This window comes from Microcoleus sp. B9-D4 (genome assembly GCF_036705105.1).
Classification (GTDB): Bacteria; Cyanobacteriota; Cyanobacteriia; order Cyanobacteriales; family Microcoleaceae; genus Microcoleus.
On sequence record NZ_JAUBTS010000005.1, the window covers coordinates 130,629 to 154,409 of the forward strand.

The 23,781-nt window shown below is 43.7% G+C and carries 23 protein-coding genes; 17 read left to right on the forward strand and 6 right to left on the reverse strand.

Annotated elements, in window-relative coordinates; translation table 11 throughout:
* The first annotated feature begins 160 nt into the window (after positions 1-160).
* Positions 161-5,509 carry an AAA family ATPase gene (locus tag QUB24_RS04745; RefSeq protein WP_333151155.1) on the forward strand — a complete coding sequence of 1,783 codons (5,349 nt, stop codon included), beginning with the start codon at positions 161-163 and terminating at the stop codon, positions 5,507-5,509.
* 4 nt (positions 5,510-5,513) lie between these two features.
* On the opposite strand, the gene QUB24_RS04750 is transcribed toward QUB24_RS04745, so the two are convergent.
* Positions 5,514-6,080: a hypothetical protein gene (locus tag QUB24_RS04750; RefSeq protein ID WP_333037764.1), complete on the reverse strand. Its 567-nt coding sequence runs from the start codon at positions 6,078-6,080 to the stop codon at positions 5,514-5,516.
* Positions 6,081-6,202: 122 nt separating this feature from the next.
* Here QUB24_RS04750 and QUB24_RS04755 point away from each other — a divergent pair, with 122 nt between their 5' ends.
* The 3 genes from QUB24_RS04755 (at position 6,203) to QUB24_RS04765 (ending at position 9,157) form a co-directional block, all read left to right on the forward strand.
* Positions 6,203-7,216, forward strand: coding sequence for a hypothetical protein (locus tag QUB24_RS04755; RefSeq protein ID WP_333151159.1), 1,014 nt, complete (start codon positions 6,203-6,205; stop codon positions 7,214-7,216).
* 150 nt (positions 7,217-7,366) lie between these two features.
* Complete coding sequence (locus QUB24_RS04760; RefSeq protein WP_333151163.1) at positions 7,367-8,467, forward strand: glycosyl transferase; 1,101 nt, start codon at positions 7,367-7,369, stop codon at positions 8,465-8,467.
* 273 nt (positions 8,468-8,740) lie between these two features.
* Positions 8,741-9,157: a secondary thiamine-phosphate synthase enzyme YjbQ gene (locus QUB24_RS04765; protein ID WP_333151165.1), complete on the forward strand. Its 417-nt coding sequence runs from the start codon at positions 8,741-8,743 to the stop codon at positions 9,155-9,157.
* On the opposite strand, the gene QUB24_RS04770 is transcribed toward QUB24_RS04765, so the two are convergent.
* Positions 9,144-9,659, reverse strand: a complete 516-nt coding sequence (locus QUB24_RS04770) for a heme-binding protein (protein ID WP_333151167.1) — start codon at positions 9,657-9,659, stop codon at positions 9,144-9,146. The genes QUB24_RS04765 and QUB24_RS04770 overlap by 14 nt on opposite strands.
* 421 nt (positions 9,660-10,080) lie before the next feature.
* On the opposite strand from QUB24_RS04770, the gene QUB24_RS04775 reads away from it, so the two are divergent.
* The 3 genes from QUB24_RS04775 to QUB24_RS04785 all read left to right on the forward strand — a co-directional run bounded on the left by QUB24_RS04775 (position 10,081) and on the right by QUB24_RS04785 (position 12,653).
* On the forward strand, positions 10,081-11,286 hold the full coding sequence (locus tag QUB24_RS04775) for an EAL domain-containing response regulator (protein ID WP_333151169.1): 1,206 nt from the start codon (positions 10,081-10,083) through the stop codon (positions 11,284-11,286).
* 35 nt (positions 11,287-11,321) lie between these two features.
* Entirely contained in the window at positions 11,322-12,185 is an 864-nt protein-coding gene (locus tag QUB24_RS04780) for a prohibitin family protein (RefSeq protein WP_333151171.1), read from the forward strand.
* A 234-nt stretch (positions 12,186-12,419) separates the two neighbouring features.
* Complete coding sequence (locus QUB24_RS04785; RefSeq protein WP_333151173.1) at positions 12,420-12,653, forward strand: hypothetical protein; 234 nt, start codon at positions 12,420-12,422, stop codon at positions 12,651-12,653.
* A gap of 13 nt (positions 12,654-12,666) precedes the next feature.
* Here the strand turns inward: QUB24_RS04785 and QUB24_RS04790 are convergent, their stop codons facing one another.
* Entirely contained in the window at positions 12,667-13,590 is a 924-nt protein-coding gene (locus QUB24_RS04790) for a LysR family transcriptional regulator (RefSeq protein WP_333151175.1), read from the reverse strand.
* Positions 13,591-13,967: 377 nt separating this feature from the next.
* On the opposite strand from QUB24_RS04790, the gene QUB24_RS04795 reads away from it, so the two are divergent.
* From QUB24_RS04795 to QUB24_RS04835, 9 genes are all read left to right on the forward strand, one after another.
* A complete protein-coding gene (locus tag QUB24_RS04795; RefSeq protein ID WP_333151177.1) occupies positions 13,968-15,470 on the forward strand; it encodes an APC family permease in 1,503 nt (500 codons plus the stop codon).
* A 210-nt stretch (positions 15,471-15,680) separates the two neighbouring features.
* On the forward strand, positions 15,681-16,385 hold the full coding sequence (locus QUB24_RS04800; RefSeq protein ID WP_333151179.1) for a cadmium resistance transporter: 705 nt from the start codon (positions 15,681-15,683) through the stop codon (positions 16,383-16,385).
* A gap of 20 nt (positions 16,386-16,405) precedes the next feature.
* Positions 16,406-17,059 carry a cadmium resistance transporter gene (locus QUB24_RS04805; protein ID WP_333151181.1) on the forward strand — a complete coding sequence of 218 codons (654 nt, stop codon included), beginning with the start codon at positions 16,406-16,408 and terminating at the stop codon, positions 17,057-17,059.
* 548 nt (positions 17,060-17,607) lie between these two features.
* Positions 17,608-18,273 (forward strand): hypothetical protein, encoded by a 666-nt coding sequence (locus QUB24_RS04810; protein ID WP_333151183.1) that lies wholly within the window; start codon positions 17,608-17,610, stop codon positions 18,271-18,273.
* Positions 18,274-18,419: 146 nt separating this feature from the next.
* Positions 18,420-18,842 (forward strand): DUF202 domain-containing protein, encoded by a 423-nt coding sequence (locus QUB24_RS04815; protein ID WP_333068952.1) that lies wholly within the window; start codon positions 18,420-18,422, stop codon positions 18,840-18,842.
* A gap of 15 nt (positions 18,843-18,857) precedes the next feature.
* A complete protein-coding gene (locus tag QUB24_RS04820; RefSeq protein WP_333151186.1) occupies positions 18,858-19,304 on the forward strand; it encodes a DUF202 domain-containing protein in 447 nt (148 codons plus the stop codon).
* A 19-nt stretch (positions 19,305-19,323) separates the two neighbouring features.
* Positions 19,324-19,560 carry a hypothetical protein gene (locus QUB24_RS04825; protein ID WP_333151188.1) on the forward strand — a complete coding sequence of 79 codons (237 nt, stop codon included), beginning with the start codon at positions 19,324-19,326 and terminating at the stop codon, positions 19,558-19,560.
* A 170-nt stretch (positions 19,561-19,730) separates the two neighbouring features.
* Entirely contained in the window at positions 19,731-20,234 is a 504-nt protein-coding gene (locus QUB24_RS04830; protein ID WP_333151190.1) for a hypothetical protein, read from the forward strand.
* Between the two features lie 324 nt (positions 20,235-20,558).
* Positions 20,559-21,353 carry a sulfite exporter TauE/SafE family protein gene (locus QUB24_RS04835; RefSeq protein ID WP_333151192.1) on the forward strand — a complete coding sequence of 265 codons (795 nt, stop codon included), beginning with the start codon at positions 20,559-20,561 and terminating at the stop codon, positions 21,351-21,353.
* A gap of 320 nt (positions 21,354-21,673) precedes the next feature.
* On the opposite strand, the gene cysK is transcribed toward QUB24_RS04835, so the two are convergent.
* Positions 21,674-22,654 carry a cysteine synthase A gene (cysK, locus tag QUB24_RS04840; RefSeq protein ID WP_333151194.1) on the reverse strand — a complete coding sequence of 327 codons (981 nt, stop codon included), beginning with the start codon at positions 22,652-22,654 and terminating at the stop codon, positions 21,674-21,676.
* 18 nt (positions 22,655-22,672) lie between these two features.
* Positions 22,673-23,110 (reverse strand): Rrf2 family transcriptional regulator, encoded by a 438-nt coding sequence (locus QUB24_RS04845; RefSeq protein ID WP_333151196.1) that lies wholly within the window; start codon positions 23,108-23,110, stop codon positions 22,673-22,675.
* 110 nt (positions 23,111-23,220) lie between these two features.
* Here QUB24_RS04845 and QUB24_RS04850 point away from each other — a divergent pair, with 110 nt between their 5' ends.
* A complete protein-coding gene (locus QUB24_RS04850) occupies positions 23,221-23,454 on the forward strand; it encodes a hypothetical protein (RefSeq protein WP_333102718.1) in 234 nt (77 codons plus the stop codon).
* Between the two features lie 42 nt (positions 23,455-23,496).
* On the opposite strand, the gene QUB24_RS04855 is transcribed toward QUB24_RS04850, so the two are convergent.
* Positions 23,497-23,631, reverse strand: a complete 135-nt coding sequence (locus QUB24_RS04855) for a hypothetical protein (protein ID WP_333151198.1) — start codon at positions 23,629-23,631, stop codon at positions 23,497-23,499.
* Positions 23,632-23,781: the final 150 nt, after the last annotated feature.

The window sequence follows — 23,781 nt, forward strand, 5'->3', positions numbered from 1 at the left end:
GATTTTTGTTGGCCTAAGTACATGGTTGAATTAAGCATATAACAGTTGCCATGTCAAGACTTTTGACGGTTGAGGGTGGTCGTGCCGTCAGCCAACAGCCAACAGTCAACAGCGAACAGCGACTCGAATCAGATATATTTTCAACTCTCAGCAGAACTCCATGCAATTTCTCTCCCAATACCAAATCCACTCCACTCTCCACGAAGGTATCGAAACGATTATTTATCGAGGAAAAATCCCCACCCACCAAGATACAACTGTACTCAAAATCCTGAACGCTGAATATCCCACCCTCGATGCAATTACCCGGATCAAGCACGAGTATCGCATTCGCCAACATTTAGACCATCCGGGCCTAGTTAAAGTCCTTAGCCTAGAAACCTTTGACAACCGTCTCGGCTTGCTTTTAGAAGACTTTGAGGGCGAATCTCTCGATCGACTCATGTCCAGACAAAAGCTCGAAGTCATAACCTGTTTGAGGTTTGGCATCCAACTCATAAAAACATTAGAATATCTCCACCTTCAAAAAATTATTCACAAAGATATTAAGCCTAGCAATATCATCCTCAACAGCCACACAGGAATTATTAAACTGACAGATTTCGGCATTGCTTCACTATTGTCCAAAGAAAATCCCCAAATTAATAATACTAACTCGCTCGTCGGTACTTTTGCTTATATGTCTCCCGAACAAACCGGGAGAATGAACCGCACCCTCGACTACCGCACCGACTTTTATTCTCTCGGAATCACTTTATATGAAATGCTGACAGGTCAATTGCCATTTATGAGCAACGACCCTTTAGAAATAGTTTACAGTCACATAGCTTCTCAAGCAATTTTACCGCATCAAATTAATTCAGACATTCCACCAGCAATTTCACAAATTGTGATGAAATTGATGGCTAAAAATGCCGAAAATAGATATCAAACAGCAGGCGGCTTGTTAGCCGATTTAGAAATTTGTTTATATCAGTTAGAAACTACAGGCAAGATAGTCGATTTTAATCCCGGAAACTTAGATATATTGAGTCAGTTGTTGATTCCTCAAAAATTGTACGGGCGGGAAACACAAGTCAGCGAACTATTGGCAGCATTTGAACGTGTAGCTAATCCTTGTGAGGAAACTTCTTCCGCTTCCCAAATTGAACTTATCTTAGTGTCGGGTTATGCAGGTATAGGCAAATCGGCCGTAGTTAGCGAAATTCAAAAACCCATCACCAGACAGCGGGGCTATTTTATTTCAGGTAAATTTGACCAATTCAAGCGGAATATACCTTACGCATCTTTAATTCAAGCTTTTCAATCATTGATCCAGCAATTACTTGCGGAAAATAGCAAAAAAATACAAGATTGGCAACATAAACTTTTAGCCGCACTAGGCGATGCCGGACAAGTAATTATTGACGTGATTCCCGAACTAGAATTGGTAATTGGCAAACAGCCTGCCGTTCCCGAACTTGCCCCAACTGAAGCACCAAACCGCTTTAACAGGCTATTCAAAGAATTTATCCACGTATTCGCGCAAAAAGAGCATCCATTAGTCATATTTATCGATGACTTGCAGTGGTCAGATTCAGCGACGTTGAAATTAATGGAATTGCTGGCAACTGACCCCGATAGCAAATATTTACTATTAATTGGAGCCTATCGAGACCATGAAGTTAGCTCTACACATCCTTTAATGCAAACAGTGGAGTACCTTCAAGAAACGGGGATTATTCTCAACAATTTAGTGCTGGAACCTCTTTCTTTAGCCCAGGTGACTGAGTTGATTTCTGAGACATTGAATGACTCAGAAAGAATTCAACCTTTAGCGGAGTTACTTTGGAATAAGACTGGTGGAAATCCTTTTTTCTTGACGCAATTGCTCAACACTCTTTATCAAGAAAAACTTTTGATATTTGACTTTACCAGGCTGCTGTCTCCCGGAAGAAGAGGGGAGTGGCAGTGGAACATTGAGGAGATTCAGGCTATTGGCATCACAGATAAGAGTGTAGTTGAACTGGTAGCCAGTCGCATTCAACAACTGCCAGAGACTACACAAGAAATTTTGAAATTAGCCGCTTGTGTTGGGGACAGTTTCACTCTAGATGTTCTCTCTACTGTCAACGCAAAATCTCCGTCAGTCACTGCGACTGAACTCTGGGATGCTTTGCAAGCGGGGTTAATACTTCCATTGAATGAGAGTTACCTCATTCCTTTATTTTTAGATGGAGAAGCCGGAGTTAATTTAACTTTCGATTCTTCGCGAGTCAGCTATAAATTTTTGCACGATCGCGTCCAGCAAGCGGCATATTCGCTGATTCCTGATGATGAAAAGAAAGCCACTCATCTTAGCATCGGTAAATTGCTATTTGAAAATACGCCCGCCGATAAAGTAGAAGAGAGAATTTTTGATATTATCAACCAGTTGAATGTAGGAATTGATTGTCTCACCCGGCAATCAGAAAAAGATGAATTAGCACGATTAAATTTAATGGCTGGACATAAGGCAAAAGCAGCTAACGCTTATGAACCCGCTGTTAAGTATTTGAATGCGGGAATGTCGTTATTAGCATCTGATAGCTGGGATCGCCACTATAGTATGACGCTGCGGTTGTATGTAGAGACGCTGGAAGCGGAATATTTAAACACCAACTTTGAGCAAGCAGAAGTTTTGGCAGAAGTGATTTTGCGATCGGCTAAAAACCAGCTTGACATAGTGAAAGTGTATCAGCTAAAAATCCTATTTTATCAGGCTCAAAGCCAGATGATAAAAGCTGTTGAAACAGGTCTAGAAGTGCTGGAAATGCTGGGAGTAAACCTATTAGATAACCAAACCATTGCAGTGCAAAAATTGCCGCGACTTGAGGAATTAGAAAACCTGCCAGTTATGACAGATCCTTATCAACTGGCAGCTATGGAAATCCTGACAGCCCTCTATCCTCCTGCTTATATTGCCAAACCAGAAATTGTGTCCTCCCTCGTCTTGACTATGGTCAATCTTTGTATTGATCGCGGTCATTCAGCATTAGCTACTTTTCCCTATACTCTTTATGGAATGATGCTGTGCGGTATCGAAGGCGACATCGAAGCTGGCTACTACGCTGGACTAATCGCTTTAAAGCTGCTAGAACAATTTAATGCTCGCCAACAGAAAGCTAAGGTTTATGTAATGTTTAATGCTCATATCAGAATCTGGAAAGAGTCTACTAAAAATACACTGACTTCCTTTCTAGAAGGAATGAAAATTGGTGTCGAGACTGGGGATTTAGAATGGGCAGTTTATAATTCTATGCACTATATCACCAATTTATTTGTGGTAGGAGAACCGCTAGAATATGTCAAAGATAAACAAACGGTTTATATGGAATTTTTGCTAAGAAATAAACACGAATTTGCCATAGGTTATGCTAAAATTTGGCAAGTAATTGCTTCAAGCTTAAGAAGCCAAACAGCAGAGCAAGTACGATTAGTTAGCTGCAGGTTGGATGAACCTGCTGTGATGTCGCGTTGGCAAAAAGAAAATAATCGAATGTCGCTGTTTGCAGCTTATGTTGCTAAATTGATGCTGCTTTATTTATTTAAAGATTATGCTCCGGCTGTTGCCAGCGGTAAATTAGCGGCAGAATATGCAGATGGGGCGATCGGCTTAATCACTGTTGGGGTACACAATTTCTACTATTCGCTGGCCATCCTCGCTCACTATCCTGACAGTGACAATCAAGAAGCAGACTTAGCTATTGTTAACTCTAATCAGCAAATCATGAAAAAGTGGGCCTACCATGCACCCATGAATTATCAGCACAAGTACGACTTAGTTGAAGCTGAGAAAGCTAGAATTTTTAGCGATAAACTTGCAGCAATGGATTATTATGACTTCGCTATTAAAGGAGCGGCTGCTAACGGTTACATCCAAGAAGAAGCATTAGCCTATGAATTAGCTGGAGAGTTTTATCAATCTTTGGATAAAGAGATAATTGCTCGATCTTATCTGACAAAAGCTTATTATGCCTACATCCGCTGGGGAGCTATAGCAAAAGTTAAATACTTAGAATCCCGTTATCATTATTTAGTTGATCGCAATCAAGGAGCAATATCTAAAAATGTTGATATCATGACTGCTACCACTACTGTTGACAATAGCTTGATGCTGGATTTACCAACTGTTATCAAAGCATCTCAAGCTGTTTCGAGCGAAATTATCCTCAGCCGCTTGCTAGAGAAACTCGTACAGCTTGTGAAGGAAAACGCAGGCGCTCAAAAAGTATTATTTCTTGCCAAGACAGGTAATCAATTCTTCATAGAAGCTGGACTTACAGGTGAGTTTAATGATGTAACTCTGTTGCAATCTCTGCCGATTGCCGAATCCGATCTTCTCCCAATTTCCTTGATTAACTATGTAGAAATAACTCAAAAATACTTGGTTTTAGATGATGCTACTAGAACAGATCAATTTCAATTTGACCCGTATATTGCGAGCAATCAACCCCTATCTATCCTGGTATTGCCAATTATCCATCAAGGCAACCTTACGGGTATTTTTTATTTAGAAAATAATTTAACAAAGGGTGCTTTTACTAGCGACAGGCTAGAAATTTTGGGAATATTGTCTGCACAAGCAGCTATTTCTCTAGAAAATGCCCGTTTTTATACTATTCTGGAAACGCGAGTAGCGCAAAGAACTGAGAAATTGCAAACTGCACTGGAAGAACTCCGCCACACTCAATTGCAGCTAATCCAAAGTGAAAAAATGTCCAGTTTAGGAGAAGTGGTAGGGGGAATTGCTCACGAAATTAATAACCCCATTAACTTTATTTATGGAAATTTACATTACACCAATGAATACGCTCAAAACTTACTAGATTTAATACGTTTATACCAAAATAAATACCCCAACTACGATTCCGAAATAGTAAATAAAAGTGAGGAAATAGATTTAGATTTCTTGATGAATGATTTCACTAAAATGATTGATTCCATGAGAGTTGGTGCTGCGAGGGTTCGCGATATTGTGCTGTCGCTGCGAAACTTTGCTCGACTAGATGAATCAGATAGAAAATGGGTTAATATCCACGAAGGTATCGACAGCACGTTGATGATTTTGGATCACAAATTAATTGATATTCAAGTGATTAAGGAGTACGACAATTTGCCTTTAGTGAACTGCTATCCGGGAGAAATTAATCAGGTATTTATGAATGTATTGACTAATGCGATTGATGCTTTGTATCGGCAAAGAGGGAGTGAAGTTGACTCGAAAAAGACTCCGACAATTCAGATTTGGACTGAAGTCGCGGAAGGCCATCAAGTAGCGATTCGCATTGTTGATAATGGTGTAGGTATAAATTCGGAGGTGCGGGGTAAAATATTCGACCCGTTTTTTACTACTAAAGAGGTAGGTAAGGGGACGGGTTTGGGATTGTCTATCAGTTATCAAATTGTGGTAGAACAACATGGAGGAAAGTTAATTTGCAAGTCGGAACCTGGAGAGGGCAGCGAGTTTACTATACTGCTGCCGTATTGATGAATTAAAGCCATCGTGAAAGCAACTGTTCAATTACTTTCACAAAGCCGATCGCAATTTGAATCAACGGCCAACCCACAAAACAAATTAACACCGCCCAGCGAGTTTGAATATCCAAACCTTGGCGAACCGCCACAATTACAGCTAGCAAACTCCAGACAGCTAATATGCGCTCTATTCCTTCTCCCAGCAAGGGAATTAGCGTTAAAAAATTCAGCACTTGGGGGGCGTAGGCAAAGCCGATCGGAACCAACAACTCCCCATAAGTTACGTGCCCCTGCTTCAGCCACTCTCCGATTTTAAAGATAGTGAAAGTCCAAAAATAATAACCCCCCGCGACTGCCAAACCATCTATCCAAAGTGCTAAAAATAACACTGATAGCTCAGTTCGATTGATTAACAAAATGACAGCACTGCCCAACACGCGGGACAGCGCAGCTAAAATTACAATTGTTAAAGCTATCCGCTTAGTTCTGCGAGTGTAGGGAGTTTTTTCGTAAAAATTGCCGTTCAATGAAAGTGCGTTCCAAAGCGTTGCCCCCAAGCCTGCAATTGAATCTTCTCCCTTCACGTTGAACTCCTGCTCCTCAAGATAGTTGACAACTTTTACAAAATAAGCTCTAATACAGCAGAATCACCGAACTATTTGTAGGTAATTAGGTAATTAATTGGCATTCTACCAGATTTTATTAAATGCTAAGATTGATTTTACGGATACTTGCATGGCTGCGCGGGGGAAGTTTAAATTTGTTGCTCATAGCAGGTGTAATCCTGATAATTTGGGGCATTCTTTCGCCGGTGGGAACTGTTATATGGTGGCTGAATCAAAGTGCCGAAACGTTTGGTATCAAGAAAAATCCACGGGAGATACTGCCCTCAAACAAGGGCAATTTAGAAGCCCGCAAGTCTTGGCAGCTCAATTGTTATATCATCTTTTTACCGGGAGTTGGCGATTTTTCAGGGGATGAATTAACCCCTGGTGAAGAGTTTTTTCTCAAGCGTTTAGTTAAAAGTCACCCGCAGTGTGTAGCAGTGGGCGATGTTTTTCCTTATTCAGCGTCTAACAAAAGTTTAGGAGGAGAGCGGTGGCTAGCTCCTTTTTGGCGGTTTGCAGAACAGGCAAAAAGCGGGCCGATTGCGGGGGATATATTCATCAAAATTCGCAATCTCTGGAGGTTTGCAATTTCTCTAGATTATCGCTACGGATTTGCATACAATCAGGGAATGGCTAAGGCAATTATCGATCGCATGAATGCTCAATCTCCCATTTCAGTTAATCCTCAAAAACCTTTGAAAGTTATTTTAATTGGCACTAGCGGCGGTGCACAAGTTGCTTTGGGTGCTACTCGCTATCTTAAAGAATGGCTGAAGGCAGAAATTACGGTTGTTTCGGTTGGGGGCGTGTTTTCGGGAGAAAATGGTTTTGCAGAGGCCGATCGCATTTTCCACTTTCACGGCACTCGCGATTCAATTGAGGATATTGGCGGCATAGTTTTTCCGAGTCGCTGGTACTGGTACGCGACTTCTCCTTTCAACCAAGCTCGTTTGCAAGGCCGCTATGCAGCAGCTTTGAGCGGCCCTCACAAGCATGACGGCGATGAGGGATATTTTGGGGAAAATCTAGCAGCGGACGGTAAAAAGTATGTAGATATAACCCTGGACAAGATTAATCAATTGCCTGTTTGGTCTGAGGGCGCGTCCGATTGATGAGTTCTTGCATATTCGATAGTCATTAGTTATTAATTGTGTCATTGTTGGTTGTACGTCGGTTGAAGCTTTGCCTTGTTGGCTTCCAGTCTCTACCTCCAATTCGCAATTCCCAATTCCCAATTCCCAATTCCCAATTCCCTATTATCAATGTCTCGACCAACATTATATATTGCCATCACAAATCACGGATTCGGCCACGCTGTCCGAGTCTCCTCGGTAGCTGCAAAAATTCAAGAATTAAATCCAGATATCTTACTAATTATCACAACAACAGCACCTCGCTGGCTGCTAGAATCTTATATTACGGGCGACTTTATCCACCGTCCCCGCGCTTTTGATGTCGGAGTCGTGCAAGCTGACAGTTTGAATATGGATAAAGACGCGACGCTGGAAAAATTGCGGGAAATTCGGAAAAAGCAAAATTCCCTAATTGCCAGCGAAGTTAATTTTATCAAGCAAAATCGGGTGGGTTTGGTGCTGGCAGATATTCCTCCTTTGGCAACGCGAATGGCGGCAGCGGCTGGGGTTCCCTGCTGGATGATGAGCAATTTTGGGTGGGATTTTATCTATCGAGATTGGGGCGGGGAATTTGTAGAAATGGCAGATTGGATTGGTGAATGTTTCGGAATGTGCGATCGGCTTTTTCGTCTTCCTTTGCACGAACCGATGACAGCTTTTCCAAATATTCAAGATGTGGGCTTGACTGGTGGCAATCCTCGCTATAGTAACGAAAAAATTCGGGAAGTATTCGGCATCGAAACACCGCTGGAAAAAACTGTATTGTTGACTTTCGGCGGATTGGGTTTAGAGGAAATTCCTTATCAAAATTTACAGCAATTTAGCGACTGGCAATTTATTACTTTTGATGCGGGAGCACCCGATTTGCCGAATTTGATTAAAGTCAAAAATCAGGAGTTTGCAAAATCTCTCCCGATTTTACCCCGTCCGGTTGATATTATGCCTGTCTGCGGGCGCTTAGTTTCTAAACCGGGATACAGCACTTTTGCGGAAGCTTTGCGCTTGGAAATACCTGTTGTTTCTATAATGAGAGAAGGTTTTGCAGAAGCTGCGGTGTTGCTGGAATGGCTTCAAAATTATGCGGAACATCAAATTGTGACGGCGACGGAGTTTTTTGAGGGGGATTGGGAGTTTTTGCGACAACCGCTGCATCCGCCCCGTTTGTCGGATAAATTGGATAAAAATGGTACGGAGGCGATCGCCCAAGCTGTTGTAGACTATTTTTATTAGACCTCGACCGAATAGTAAGTTTTGAACAGGCAGGATGCCTGTTCCACAATAATTATTGGAGAGGTCTAATATACCAGTAGTAGTGGTAGTAGTGGTAGTGGTAGGTTGGGCCCGTGGAACGAAACCCAACATCCAATTAATGAGTGTTGGGTTTCGTTCCTCAACCCCAACCTACATAATAAAAAAGGAAGAAGTAAGATGTAACAATAGGAGAATATTTTTGCAAGAGTTTCTTGGAAAATCCCAAATCTCAAATCCCACATCCCAAATCCTATGACTCACTATCAACAGATACTCAAGATTCAAACTACAGGGAAATCTCTGTGCAAAATCACTCCTAAGATAGAAGATGCGGTGGCGAATTCAGGTATTAAAACGGGACTTTGTAGCTTATTTTTGCGCCACACTTCTGCTAGTTTGGTGATTCAAGAAAATGCTGACCCGGATGTACTTAAGGATTTGGCTAACTTTTTGGCTAAACTGGTACCGGAGGACGATCGCTACATTCACGATGCCGAAGGCCCAGACGATATGCCGGCCCATATTCGCACTGCGCTGACTCATACTTCTGAACAAATCCCGATCGATCGCGGCAGGTTACTGTTAGGAACTTGGCAGGGAATTTACCTGTGGGAACACCGCCAGCGGGGTCACATTCGCGAATTAGTTGTTCACGTCAGCGGGACTTGATGGGAATTTGTACCTCGCTGATTTTAGTTGCTTCCGGCGTCATCGGGGAATTGTAAAAAAAGCGGCGCGGCGGCCCGACTATTTCATATTCGGGATGTTCTTGAAGCCAATCTTTAAGTTTCTGGAGGTTATTTTCGTAGCTTTCCCAAGTGTAGGCCCCGCCCACGCCAATGCTGACAACCGTCATCGGCGAAGTATCCGTGATTTCTACAGCGGAGTTAACGCTACTGGGGGCGATATTTGGTGCGGGATAGAGGAACGAAACTTCAGCTTGGGGAACTGCATCGATTTGCCCGGAAGTTTCCGTGTAGCGCGCTTCTACTGGTGTTGTCATCGCAATTTGGTTGTTGCTGATGTGTTGAAATAAGGGATTGAAGGCGATTCCTGTCGCTTGTCGCAAATCGCCCGCGTGGGTGTAGGTGACAGCGCGGTACTGAGGATATTGCTTAACTTCTATCACCCCAATCTGTGCGGGTTCAGGGAATCCAGTAGGTAATACCATTTGAGATTTAAAAGTTGAGATTTTACATTGAAGAAGGGGGAAAGACTGACTCTGCAAGGGTTTGGAACTTGCTTGCAGTTGCATGGTTTTTGGCAACTGGTATAAATAGGCTGAGATTGTTTGCAGACAATCGTTCAGGCGGCACAATTAGTTTAGCAGTTATTTAAGGCGCTGCTAACTGTCGATCGCCTAGAATTAGTTGAGAGATTATTAATTAACCTCGTAATAATACGGACGGCACTGAGTAAGCAGAGAAACATTAATCTAGTTGTGCTTGAAAAATTAGCGTTTTTCAGGCGTTTGCTATTTGTGTCGGAAAATATTCGGCTTTTGGGCCCATCGAGCTGTGCGTTCTCAGTTATTGGGACGCTTATCGCGTTCAGTAACGCCTATCAATTATACCGCTTTCAGGGAATGACGTATGAAAAAGATTCTAGTGATTGAGGACCAGCAAGTAATTCGGGAGAATATTCTCAAACTCCTCAAAGCTGAAGGTTTCGACGTGACGGGTGCAGAAAATGGAGCACAAGGTTTATATGCGGCGGTGTCAAATGTTCCCGACGTGATTATTTGCGACGTGATGATGCCAGAACTTGACGGGTATGGGGTGCTGATGGCCTTGCGAGCTAATCCTGTTACTGCTACAGTACCTTTTGTTTTTCTCACGGGTAAAGCCGATCGCTCTGAAATGCGGCAAGGTATGGAATTGGGAGCAGATGATTACCTGACTAAACCTTTTAGTAAAGCTGAACTTGTGGGTGCGATATCGAGCCGCTTGAAAAAACAAGAAGCTCTCGCCGAACAATACAATACTTTGCGATCGCCAAGCAGCGAATTGAACCAAGAGGCCACCGACAAATTAGAGCAGATAAAAACAAGTTTGCGCGACGCATTGGAACGAGAAGAATTCCAAGTTTACTATCAGCCGCAGGTCAATGTCCAGACAGGTAAGATTATGAGCGCAGAAGCTTTAGTGCGCTGGCTGCATCCAGAAAAAGGGCTGATTTCGCCCGCAGAATTTATTCCCCATGCCGAAGAAACAGGCTTCATTATACAGTTAGGCGAATGGGTTTTGCAGACAGCTTGCAAGCAAATGCAAGTTTGGCAAAATGCTGGTTTTTCGGGGCTGCGGGTAGCGGTGAATCTGTCGCCGCGCCAATTTCACCAACCGGATCTCAGCTGCAGAGTTGCCCAAATTTTAGCAGAAACTGGTTTGGAAGCGAGCAGTTTGGAATTAGAGCTGACAGAAAGTTTGATGGTAGAAGATGCCGAAAGTGCGATCGCGACTTTGCAACATTTGAAAAATTTGGGAGTTTGTATATCTCTTGACGATTTCGGAACTGGATATTCTTCTTTAAGCTATCTAACGCAATACCCCTTCGATACTTTAAAAATAGACCGCTGTTTTATCAGCAATATCACCGATGGTTGCACAAATGCAGCGATTGTGAAAGCTATTATTGAAATGGCACACAGTCTCTGTCTTGAGGTAATTGCCGAAGGAGTTGAAACAGAAGCCGAAAAAGATTTTCTCTGGCGCTATAAGTGCGATATAATGCAAGGATATTTGTTTGGCCATCCTTTGGCTGCAGCGGATTTTGAACAGTTGTTGATGGCAGGAAAATAGAATATCTATTAAGTCAATCTTGAGCAGAGAATTAAGTGCGACCGGGGTGGAATATGGTTTTAGAATCCAGCAGTAACGTTGACTCACTCAAATCCAGCAATAAAAAAAATAAAGAGTTTTACCTAGCTGTTCAACTAGCTGTAGTAATAGTATGTCTAGCTATTTTGTCCAAATTTTTTATCATAGTCAACGCCGGAGAACGGGGCGTGCTGATGCAGTTTGGTAAAGTGCAAGAACAGGTACTAGGAGAAGGAATTCACGTAATAGTCCCCACAGTTTATACTGTAAAAAAGTTGAGCGTCAGGGTACAAAAACAGGAAAGTTCCGCTGAAGCTTCCTCAAAAGATTTGCAAGATGTTTTCACGGATGTAGCGCTCAACTGGCACATTATCCCAGAAGAAGCAAATGCTATTTTTCAACAAATAGGTGACGAAAAAGAAGTCGTAGCTCGCATTATCGATCCGGCAGTTGAAGAAGTATTAAAAGCAGTTATGGCCAAATACACGGCTGAAGAAATTATTACTAAACGGGGAGAAGTTAAAGCCGCCGTTGATGATTGTTTGACCTTGAGGCTGGTTACATATCACATTGCCGTTGACGATATTTCTTTAGTACACGTTCACTTTTCTGAGCGGTTTAGCGAGGCGGTGGAGGCGAAACAAATTGCCGAACAGGAGGCAAAAAGAGGGGAGTTTTTAGCGCTGAAGGCAGTAAAACAGGCTGAGGCTAAGGTGAATTTAGCCAAGGGAGAAGCCGAAGTGCAAAGGTTGCTGCGGGACAATTTGACTCCCGAACTTTTGGAAAGGCAGGCTATAGAAAAATGGGATGGGAAATTGCCGCTGATTGTTGGTGATGGGGGTAAAAATTTATTGGACTTGAGGAAATTGGTTGAGAGATAACAGCCCTGGACGCATCAGCCCAAAGAAACCGGGTTTTTTACCTAATCTGTGACCTACAACGAAGGATTTTCGGAAAAAAACCCGGTTTCTGACCGAAAGCATCCAGGATACCCGCCACGTGATTCATCCGTCCAGAAATAAAAAACCTGTATCCGATGAAACTTGCCGAACGTATTTATCTCGCGCAAGTCAATGCTTCAATTCTTTAATCTAAAATCTAAAATCTAAAATCGATTGACCATCGGTGCACAAGTCCAGTACAAAAATACAGGGAATTTAGCTTTTTATGTCGGTAAAAAACCCGGTTTCTTGAGTATTCGTGCGTATGTCCTGAATTACCAATTATATCATGTCCGGTCGATTACCCTGATTCTTGTAGGGGCGGGTTCACCAATAATATTTGCCCCTAACGGACAATCTCACAAACCCGCCCCGGCTTATGTATTATGGGCGATCGATCAGACATGATATTACCAGCACCTTAAGTTAATATCTGTTCAAAGGCTTTAGCAATTCCCGTTTGAAAGCGCTGTCGGTGTTTCAGTTTCAAAACAGGTTTAATTATTTCAAAAGATACATTTGAACTCGGTTCGATAGCTGAAATTTTTATTGCTCGCAGTGTAGATAGCTGCAATTCTTTTTTTACCATCAATTCAGGAATAGCCGCTGCACCTGTGCCGCTTTCCACCACTGCTTTTACCATTTCACTACTGTTCAAAACTAAAGTTACATTCAATTCCTGGGGATTAATGCCCCAACTTTGCAAAGCTTTTTCCAACATTTGCTGAACTCCAGAACCAGCTTCTCGCATCACCCAATCCGTTTTCACAATTTCCGTTAAACTAACCTCTGCACGTTCAAACCAAGGGTGAGATTTGCCAACTACAATCAGCAAGCGTTCGCTGCCTACAACTTCTTCCTCCAGAGTGCTCTTAAGCGAAGCTTTGATGTCTCCCGTCACTAAACCCAAATCAAATGTTCCCGTCGCCGTCCCCGCACAAATTTCTTCGGCATTGGCCAGAGTACAATTCACGCAAATACCAGGATATTTTTGTTTGAACTTGCTAAGTTTATCAGGCAACCAATAATTGCCAATGGTCAGACTGCAACCCAAGTTTAATTCGCCTCGCTGCAAGTCGTTCAACTCCCGCAAACCTCTCTCAGTCAAAGCAACTTGGTCGAGAATTTTCTGAGTTTCAACTTGCAGCAACTTCCCAGCATCTGTGATTTCGATGCGGCGGCCGATGCGGTGAAATAGTTTTACTCCGTATTGCGCCTCTAAGCTTTGGATTGTCGCGCTGACAGCGGGTTGGGTAATGTAAAGTTCCTCCGCTGCGCGGCTGAAGTGCAGGTGTTCCGCGACAGCTAGAAAAACTCGCAGTTGGTCAAGTGTCATTCCGGCCATGCTGAGTACCCTTTTAGTAAATACAGTTATTTTTTGAGATAAAAATCTCTGGCGACTAAACTTTGACCTGAACTTTTCGAGTCTCTGGTACAGGCTGGAATTCCCAGAAAAGCACGGTCGCCAGCCGCTATTTAATTTTCCTTTTAACATCAAGGGTTTGGGCTGGTGGCGACAGATAGGTCTCGTCTTCCAACAGTTCTTGGGCCGTGGCACTGCATCACTTGTATTTATTAATTCGATAAAAAATACCATTTGATTCTACCTGTCAAGAGCCTTAAGGTGATACTTAAGCTTCTAACGCAGGGCCCGATGCTGAAGCAGCACCGACAAGTTTAAGCCGATCGCCAAAAGTCGATCGACAAAAAGAGAGAAGATAAATGACCAAGAAAACGCCAAAAAATCAGAGTGCACACGGCTTAAAGCCGGACTGCCTATCCTTCGGGGAGGTTTTAGCTCAATCCTTTGCCGTCATAGCACCTACAACTATACCCGCATCTAATATAGGTTTAATCGTCGCTCTTTCGGGTAACGGGGCTTGGCTGAGCTTTCTCATCGGCTTGATCGGCCTAGTGTTTGTCAGCATCAATATCAACCAATTTGCGAGTCGATCGGCTTCTGCCGGTTCTCTTTATTCTTATATTGTTAAAGGACTTGGCCCGACGGCCGGCGTAATTTGCGGCTGGAGTTTGGTACTCGCTTATCTATTTACTGCGATGGCCGTTTTGTGTGGTTTTGCCAACTTTACGGGTACTTTCATCGGTCATTTAGGCATCCATCCCTCGCCGATTACGCTGTTAGCGATCGGGGCCGGCGTTGCTTGGTATGCAGGTTATAAAGATATCCAACTCTCAGCTATGGCGATGCTGTGGCTGGAGGGGGCATCAGTGGCGGCGATTTTTATCTTGGGAATGATCATCTGGGCGCACAAAGGTTTTGCCCTGGATATGTCGCAATTAACTTTGGAAGGCGTAACTCCCGGCAATATAGCGACGGGACTTGTATTAGTAATGTTTGGTTTCTCTGGTTTTGAAAGCGCTACATCTCTGGGCGACGAAGCGAAAAAACCCTTAAAAAATATCCCCAGGGCTGTCATGGGCAGTGCTGTCATGGCAGGCTTATTCTTCATTTTGATGACCTATATTGAGGTTTTGGGTTTTAGCGGTACTGGAGTTTCTATTACTAATAGTGAAGAACCTCTGACTTTTCTGGCGCAACAAGTGGGCATGGGTTGGCTGGGAGAGTTAGTGGCTTTCGGCGCTTTATTTAGCTTTTTTGCTTGCGTGCTCGGCAGCATCAATCCAGCCGCCAGAGTGTTTTTTATGATGGCGCGCCACGGTTTGTTTCACTCTTCACTAGGTGTAGCGCATTCATCTAATAAAACTCCCCACGTTGCAGTAACGATGTGTACATTTATGACATTTTTGGTGCCTGCTGTGATGTCTATGTTTAACATCAAACTGTTCGATTGTATGGGTTATTTGGGGGCAATTTGCAGCTACGGATTTTTAACTGTATACATCTTGATTTCGATCGCAGCTCCGGTTTACCTGCACAAAATTGGTAAATTGCGCGTGCGAGATGTAGCGTTTTCGGCTGTGGCGATCGCATTTATGATGATTCCGATTGCGGGCAGTGTGGGCATTCCAGGCAGCACTATGTTCCCTGTTCCCGAAGCTCCTTACGATGCGTTTCCTTACTTGTTCTTGATGTATTTGGTTGCTACTTGCGGGTGGTTTGTGTTGCAGCGGCGGCGCTCTCCTGGACTTGTGCGTTCGATGGAGCATGGTATTGACGCAATTCATGCCAAATTTGACGAAGAAAATGCAATTTACGGTGGTGTTCGATTGAAAACAGTCCCCTTTGACAGTGATGGTTTTTGATTAGCAGTTACCAGTTCGCAGCCAGGACGAAGAGTTTTTAGCAACTGGTTTTGACTGAGATATTGCAGCATTGTCGATCGGCCTTTCAAGGGCAGGCTAGGAGCAACTAGCCACAATAAAATTTAATTTGTGTGGAACGGGCAAGATGCCCGTTCCTAAGATACGATCCCAGCGAGTAGAACGAAATAAAAAATCTGAGGAGACACAGAAATGAATGAATTACTAACAGCAATTTCTACGGGTATGACGGCTTTTACGGCTACAAACCTTGACGATATTCTGATTCTGCTGCTGTTTTTCTCGCAGGTGAATGCAGTATTTCGGCGCAGGCATATCGTCTTCGGTCAGTTTCTGGGCTTTACTGCACTGGTTTTGGCTAGCCTTCCCGGCTTTTTTGGCCGCTTAATCTTTCCGCCAGATTGGATCGGAATGCTGGGTTTGCTGCCAATTGCGATCGGGCTTAGCCGCTTGCTGAATCCAGATACTGATGATTCGGAAGCTGAGGCAGAATTAGAGCAATCTGAGAAATCTTTTTTTAGCAGTTTTTTGTCTCCTCAAACTTACAGCGTAGCAGCGGTGACGGTGGCAAATGGGGGCGACAATATCGGGATATATGTGCCGCTTTTTGCTAGCAATACTTTAGAAAGTTTGGCGGTGATTCTCGCCGTATTCTTCAGCATGGTGGGCGTTTGGTGCTACGCTGCTTATCGGTTAATTCAGATGCGGGCGATCGCGGATACTTTGACTCGCTACGGCAATCAGCTTGTGCCTTTTGTTTTAATCGGATTGGGAATGGCGATTCTGGTTAAAAGCGGCACTCTGGCCAGCCCAACTTTAAGTATAATATCTTTAGTTGGTTGCGCTTTCTGTTTGATAACTATGAGCAGAGGTAACGCCAGCGAAACTGAAGTTTAGAAAAATTGCAGAGACACCACATGAATTGGATTGCAGCAGCGATTATTACCGGGATTACATCTTTTGCCGCAACCAATATCGACGATATGGTGCTTTCGATGCTGTTCTTCGCCCAGGTAAATGATACTTTCCGCCCCCGGCATATCTTTGTCGGTAAGTACCTCGGATTTGCGGCACTCATCGCTGCTAGTTTGCCCGGTTTTTTTGGTGGGTTAATTGTTCCGAAAGCTTGGATTGGTTTGCTGGGTTTGGTTCCGATCGCGATCGGCATCAGTCACTTAGTCAAGAGAGAAAATGAGGAAAATGACGTACAAGCAGTATCGGGCGAATTTAACCGTCAATCTAACTCATCTGCTGTGTCAAAATTAGCGAATCTTTTCAACCCCCAAACTTTGAATGTGGCTGCGGTAACAGTGGCTAACGGGGGAGACAACATCGGTATCTATTTGCCGCTGTTTGCTAGCAGCGACTTGCCGAGCTTGGTAGTGATTTTGGCGGTTTTCTCGGTGATGGTAGGTGTTTGGTCTTATGCCGCTTACCGGTTAACTCGCCAAAGGGCGATCGCCCATATTTTGACTCGCTATACCAAGGCTGTTGTCCCTTTTGTCTTGATTGGTTTGGGAATATTCATCCTGATTGAAAGTGGTAGTTATCGGCTGCTCCCGCCATTTTAATCTAACTAATGATCGGCCAATGTTTCGCTACTTTCATCCCTCTCTAGGTAGATAATTTGCAATAGGTCATAAGTCCTAACTCATCACTTTTTTCTTAACAATTTTTTGCTTAAAAATGACGATAAATTGCTTGAAAGTTATCAACCAATATGCTAAGTTAATAATGAAGTGAGTGACCAAGCTAAAAGCAGCTTCAAACTAATTTAGCCTCAAGTAGTCACGAAACTTGAAACCATCTTTTGAGCTAGCTAATTGCCAGACTTAGGCAACAATATACCTCTTGTCTCAATGACTCCAGTAGTGGTGAATCAAACCGAGCTAAAAACTTGAGTGTGAATCCCTAAAAGCTCGCCCGATAGCTTCGCCCCTACCCCACGCAGAGCGACTTAGACAATAGGTATAATCCTAAAAAAACAGATTTTTTGCTTCTGCAAAATTTGGTTTCTCAGGCAAACCAGTTAAAGAGATATTGTTTTTGCCTAAGTCCTAAAATAGCAAGCAAACAGAAAGTTGGAAAAAACCTGACAATCGAGAAAAGGAGAAAAATTGTGAAAATCTTCAAATTTGTTTTAGTGCTCTTGGTAATGGCCGCCAATTTAGTATTCGTTCCTCCCTCCTGGGCCGACGCTCCAAAAACGCCGAAATATGCGAGCAATCCCGACTACATAGAGGTGACTCAAGCTCTGAACACTCTCAAGGCAGCGAAAGACGCACCCGATACCGCCCAGAATTATACCCCTGAGCAACTTCAGCAAAAAATCTCTCAATTGGAGTTTCAAAAATACACTTTAGAAACTGGAAAACCTTGGGGTCAGTGCCGCAACGAGACAGGAAAAACCCTGGCTGTCTACGGCCCGAAACGCAAAAAAGCAGCGGAGTCTTCTTACGAGAATGCCCTTTATTTTCTAGCTGACGGCCAAACAACTGAACATAAATGGGATTGCGATGGAATTTATCTACCCAGCGATGTCAAAGCAACCGATTTAAGAACGACCGATCAACCTTCAGAAGAATTGACTGGCGGTCTAGCTGTTAAGATAGTTGACGGCACTCAAGTTGTAGCCAGAGCTAATCCCGCTACGGGGGCTGTAGAATTCAACGTTCCTACTGCTAAGGTTTTCCAGCCTGGGGATGCGAATTGGTTTGTTCCTGATGTGACTCAGGCTTACATAGATACGCAAGTTCCCAACGCACCAACTGAGGAAAATGATTAGTTTTAGTGAAGTTGTAATGCGATCGGCTTTTTAAAGCCCGTTGCAACGCAAAATCCCGCCGGGTATCGCTCCCCGGCGGATAATCGTCTCAGCGAAAATATATCGGTTTACCTTCTCATTTCCCGTTAAAATTAAAAGGTTGATCTATGCTATTAAATTGGAAATCCACAAAAGTAAATACAGAAAAGATTAAGCGACCAAATCCGTCGCGGGTGCGGGATCACTTGGCAAACGAGCGCACTTATTTAGCATGGATGCGGACAGCAATATCGCTGATGGGTTTTGGCGTAGTTATCGTGCGCCTTCGCACCTTTCATCCCCCTCTACTCCCAACTCCCGGCAATGGCTGGAAGTTGGGTTTGCTTTTTTCAGCAGTGGGTTTGCTGACGGTGTTATTCTCAACTAAGCACTACTTTGGCGTCCGTCACGATATCGATTACGATACTTATGAACCTACCGATCGCTGGGTAATTCTTTTTAGCCTCGCGATCGCAATCCTAGGGGCTGGGGTAATTTATTATATGTTCACCGTTCCTTCTAGCTCATTTGGTTTGATGGCACCTGAATAATGGTGGCGGTTTAATATGAATATTAAAGAGTTCGATCGCGTGCAATTATCGTTCAAACCGATGCAAGTAGATGATGAGAAACCAAAGCAGCAAAATCTGTCGCGGGCGATCGATCGATCGGCAAATGAGCGCACCTTCTTAGCATGGATGCGGGCCGCGATCGCACTCATGGGGTTTGGCGTCGTCATCATCCGACTTCGCGTCGTGCAAATGCCCGTACATTACCGTCAGGCGATGGGGTGGAAGTTGGGTTTAATTTTCTCTCTAATAGGTTGGGCGACAGTCTTAATCTCAACTAAGCATTACTTCACCGTTCGCCACCAAATTGACCACGATACCTACAATCCCCCAGACGCCATGGTTTTATTTTTCAGTTTTGCTGTGGGCTTATTGGGGATTGGAGTAATTTATTCGATTTTGGCAGTTGCACTGAGCCCAAGTAGTTTTGTAATACCCGATTGATTGCCAACAGGAGTTAACCATGAACAGCGATACAGTTGCCACGATCGCTTCCATTCTCATCTTAGGTGCTGCTATCTGGGCAGCATTCGTAGTGCTGGAGACTGTCGCGAAAATAGTCCCTAAATTGCTGGGCGTGACAGTCGCGATCGGGCTTTTGCTCGTTTACCTGCAATTTTACTGGGGCATCGACACTGCATATCTTTGGCAAACTGTCAAGCATTTGCCGGAAACTTTCAATTTGTCGATCGGCGCCTAAATTATCACCAGCCAGCATTCTCAACAACCTCTCTCGGATAGATATTTTTGTACCGGAAACAAAGTAGATTTAGCCGACTCCACAAAATACGGTAACTTGATTGACTTACTAGACATAATTGATTTGGGCTGTTAAACTACGGTAAGTCGATCGAGTAATGAGCTATTAACGTGGAAAACGCTAAAAAAGTGATTGAAGAGTACCAGATTGCAGGACAACTAAGCCAACAGTTGCCACAAGCTAAGGGCTTTAACGAAGTCTGGTTTAAAAAGATCAGAGGCGGGTTGCTTCTGGCAATTGGATATTTGCTATCACCGCTGTGTTGGTGGAACGACATATTTTTCAATCTGCCAATTGCCTACGCCTTTGGGTATATCTGTAGCTGGCTTTCCCCAGATTTACTGTTTCCTTGCACAATTGTCGGCTACTGGCTTTCCAATATTGCGGGAATTCTGTTGATGCAGCTAGGAACTTTAGATGTTTTTACAGACAAACCCAAGGAAAAGAACCTCAAAAAAGAGTTATTGACGGGTTTAGTTTCCTCAACAGCCTTCACTCTTGTCATTGTGGCATTGATTCATTTTAATATTCTCGATACTCCCGATTTCTTTTCCGGCAAGGACTCGGTTAACATCAGCTCTGTTTTACCTTTGACGCTCGTCACTTCAAGGTAAAAAGCCGAATATAAACCCCATAAATAGATCCAGGGTTTTCAATCAGTTACACAGGTAGATATAATAAAATCAGGGAGCTTTTACACTACAATTAATGTAGTTTTGTTTATTTGCATTTACTTACTTTTACCCTAAACTTTGTAGCTGAACACGCGGTAAGTTTCAAGCGTTGAAGAGCAAAATTTTGGGTTAAAAATATTGAAATGCGAGTAATACTTTGCCTGTGTAGCTGTGTTGCAGGAGTCGCGCCAGTTATCTATCTATCTATTTGTTGGTTGGTTGGTTGGTTGGCAGCGGTTAAATACACAGTTTTTGGGCATAAACGTGAACTACTTATTACTATCATTTCTCAGCTTTTTTGTTGGCATTATCGTTGGTTTGACCGGAGTTGGCGGAGCGTCGCTCATCACCCCAATGTTAATTTTTGTTTTCCAGATTCCGGCATCAATTGCTATTAGTTCGGATGTCGTAGCAGCCACACTGATGAAAGTTGTTGGTGGCTTCAAACACTGGCAGCAAAAGACCCTCGACTTGCAAATAGTTAAGTGGCTGGCTTTGGGCAGCGTGCCCGGTTCGCTGACTGGCGTGTGGATTTTACACTGCATCAAATCCAGCGGAAGTCAGGACTTAGACAGCATATTGCTGCGCTGTCTCGGAGTAGCGATCGCACTAATTGTCGCTTTATCCCTGACCCAATTAGTGGTCAAAACATTTTTCCCTAGTTTTAAATTGCCTTCGCCCCCTAAATGGGACTTAAATACTAATTATGGCCGTATTTGTACTGTGAGTGCGGCAGCAATTTTAGGCTGCATAGTGGGAATCACTAGCGTGTCTTCCGGTTCGATGTTTGCACTATTGCTGATTGCTTTTTTCCGCCTGGATACTTCTAAATTGGTGGGTACAGATATTTCGCAGGCGGCAATTTTGTTGATGTTTACATCTCTGGGACACCTCAGCCTCGGAACGGTAGACTGGAGTTTAGTTTTGCCGATTTGGTTGGGTTCAGTGCCCGGAGTTTTAGTAGGTGCTAAATTCTGCCAAATTATGCCTCAACGCCCGCTAAAGTTTGTGATTTACGGAATGTTGGCAATGGCTAGTTGGAAGTTGTATCAAGTCTGAAAAGTAGGGTAAGGTCAATCGATTTTAGATTTTAGATTTTAGATTTTAGATTGAAGCATTGACCCTACGGATAAATTCGGGGGCTTGTATCCTGGATGCTTTCGGTCAGGAGTATTGCTGTCAACAAATATGCGCTTTCGGTGCAGTCCGGTAGGGGTTTAAACCCCTGCCTCAAAGCTGAAGTTCTCTGAAGAGGACTATTAACTCATTAGTCCTCATAGCGAGGACTTTCGCTTTGAGCCAGGGAATTAATTCCCTGGCGGTCTTTCGGGTTAAGCTGATAGCAATGTCGCAGTAATGACGCTCGCCCCTACTACAATTTAATACTTGCTGACTAATTCTTCGAGTTCACTGACGGTCGGCAATTCTAAATCTTTAAACAGCGCTGTACTGAGGTAGCGTTCGCCATAAGAAGGCTGCACAAAAACTATCAATTTTCCAGCATTTTCGGGACGCTTGCCGACTTGAATTGCGGCACACAAAGCCGCGCCTGCTGAGATTCCTGACAACAATCCTTCTTCTCTGGCAAGTCGGCGACTGTAGGCGATCGCATCTGCGTCGCTAACTGCGATTGTTTCATCAATTAACTCTGGTTTCAACACTTCCGGGATGAATCCTGCACCAATCCCTTGAATTTTGTGAGCACCAGATTTGCCTCCAGAAAGCACGGGGCTGCTGGCTGGTTCAACTGCAATTACCCTAAAACTAGACTTTCGCGGTTTAATTACTTCAGCAACTCCCGTAATAGTACCACCGGTGCCAACTCCAGCAACTAAAAAATCTACTTTACCTTCTGTATCTTCCCAAATTTCCTCGGCCGTTGTTTCCCGGTGAATTTTTGGATTAGCGGGGTTGCGAAACTGTTGCAGCATGAAAGCGTCGGGGGTTTCTTCTACAATTTCTTCCGCACGGGCGATCGCGCTTAACATCCCTTCATGTCCGGGCGTCAATTCCAACTGAGCTCCGTAAGCTTTCAGCATCGATCGGCGTTCCGTACTCATCGTATCGGGCATCGTTAAAATCAGACTGTACCCTTTCGCCGCCGCGATCATTGCCAAAGCAATTCCAGTATTGCCTGAAGTCGGTTCAACTAAAATTGTTTTCCCAGGTTTAATTAACCCCGCATCTTCTGCCGCCTGAATCATGCTTGCTGCAATCCGATCTTTTACCGAAGCAGCCGGATTCATCCCTTCCAATTTGGCCACTATTTTAGCAACTACTCCTTCGGCTGGGGGAATTTTATTGAGCTGAACTAAAGGAGTTCTGCCAATTATTCCTGTAACATCCTTAGCAATTCTCATGGCTTAATTTCTCTCCCTTTAAATGTAGTACATGGGATGTGCTTGTTTGCGAACATCCCGCTGTTCGCACAAATCTTGTAATGTGTATTTCCCCAAAACAGCCCAAGATGCCTGTTGAGCTTCCTGCCAAATTTCTAGCACCGCAGTTTTTTCAATTGTTACAGATTCCGAAACTTTTTGGGTCGGGCAGCTGCCGGATCCTTCGAGTGTCGAAAACACCTCTAGCAAAGTAATCTGCCAAGGCTCTTTCGCCAGCAAATAACCGCCTTTAGCACCCCGCAAACTCTGGACAATACTTGCACGCCGCAGCACAGCAAGAATTTGGTCTAGATAGCGTTCGGGTATCTCTTGAGAAGCAGTAATTTCGTTTACTGTTAGGGGCGAATCCTTCGGGTAGTGGCTCGCCAGTTCCAAGAGCGCTAACAGGGCATATTGTACTCTAGAAGATAGTTCCACATTCCCCACTGGCGATCGAGTTTAAATTGTACATTATATCATAGTACACAATTCCGGTAGGTGTACAGGTGTTAGTATATTTTTATTACAAAAACGGTTGGAGAAATCCCGTGAGCAACGTAAATGTAGGTTTAAGCTGTCGGCACTGTCGGTATTACGAGCAGCACGGGCACAGGGGCGGAAACTGCCTGATGCTCGGCGTGGGGGTACAGGGTGGGTGGAAAGCTTGCCCCTTCTTGGTTCCGCCCTTTGCACCGTCTTGGGAATACCCAGAAGCGGGTAGATCCCGAAAGTCTCAAATGTTGCAGGGAGCGAGTATATTAGAGGCAATACCGCCCCCTTAAAGTAACTGCTAAGTAGGTAGGCGGATATATGCTGTGTCATCGTTAAGTTGATTCATACTGAGATATTGCACCATTGTCAGCAACAGGCTTTCCGGCCTGTTCCACAAAAGATAAATTTTCTTGTGGAACAGGCCGGAAAGCCTGTTCATAAAAGGCTAATTGAGAATGGTGCAACATATGAGTTCATACTCACGGCAGTGAGAAGAAAGAAATCAATAGCAAGAAAAAAGCAAGTGCGATCGGCGCCCTTGCTTTTGAACTTATTGACGAGTCGATGAGTTAATTTAATTAACCTAAATTTAATACAAATTATCTGTTGTCTATATA

What these genes read in the sequence shown, in the direction of transcription:
- QUB24_RS04805 (WP_333151181.1), top strand. Translation starts at nt 16,406, where the DNA reads ATGAATTGGATTGCAGCAGCGATTATTACCGGGATTACATCTTTTGCC.
- QUB24_RS04770 (WP_333151167.1), bottom strand. Translation starts at nt 9,659, where the DNA reads ATGGTATTACCTACTGGATTCCCTGAACCCGCACAGATTGGGGTGATA.
- QUB24_RS04765 (WP_333151165.1), top strand. Translation starts at nt 8,741, where the DNA reads ATGACTCACTATCAACAGATACTCAAGATTCAAACTACAGGGAAATCT.
- cysK (WP_333151194.1), bottom strand. Translation starts at nt 22,654, where the DNA reads ATGAGAATTGCTAAGGATGTTACAGGAATAATTGGCAGAACTCCTTTA.
- QUB24_RS04815 (WP_333068952.1), top strand. Translation starts at nt 18,420, where the DNA reads ATGCTATTAAATTGGAAATCCACAAAAGTAAATACAGAAAAGATTAAG.
- QUB24_RS04820 (WP_333151186.1), top strand. Translation starts at nt 18,858, where the DNA reads ATGAATATTAAAGAGTTCGATCGCGTGCAATTATCGTTCAAACCGATG.
- QUB24_RS04760 (WP_333151163.1), top strand. Translation starts at nt 7,367, where the DNA reads ATGTCTCGACCAACATTATATATTGCCATCACAAATCACGGATTCGGC.
- QUB24_RS04855 (WP_333151198.1), bottom strand. Translation starts at nt 23,631, where the DNA reads ATGTTGCACCATTCTCAATTAGCCTTTTATGAACAGGCTTTCCGGCCT.
- QUB24_RS04755 (WP_333151159.1), top strand. Translation starts at nt 6,203, where the DNA reads ATGCTAAGATTGATTTTACGGATACTTGCATGGCTGCGCGGGGGAAGT.
- QUB24_RS04825 (WP_333151188.1), top strand. Translation starts at nt 19,324, where the DNA reads ATGAACAGCGATACAGTTGCCACGATCGCTTCCATTCTCATCTTAGGT.
- QUB24_RS04795 (WP_333151177.1), top strand. Translation starts at nt 13,968, where the DNA reads ATGACCAAGAAAACGCCAAAAAATCAGAGTGCACACGGCTTAAAGCCG.
- QUB24_RS04790 (WP_333151175.1), bottom strand. Translation starts at nt 13,590, where the DNA reads ATGGCCGGAATGACACTTGACCAACTGCGAGTTTTTCTAGCTGTCGCG.
- QUB24_RS04800 (WP_333151179.1), top strand. Translation starts at nt 15,681, where the DNA reads ATGAATGAATTACTAACAGCAATTTCTACGGGTATGACGGCTTTTACG.
- QUB24_RS04775 (WP_333151169.1), top strand. Translation starts at nt 10,081, where the DNA reads ATGAAAAAGATTCTAGTGATTGAGGACCAGCAAGTAATTCGGGAGAAT.
- QUB24_RS04745 (WP_333151155.1), top strand. Translation starts at nt 161, where the DNA reads ATGCAATTTCTCTCCCAATACCAAATCCACTCCACTCTCCACGAAGGT.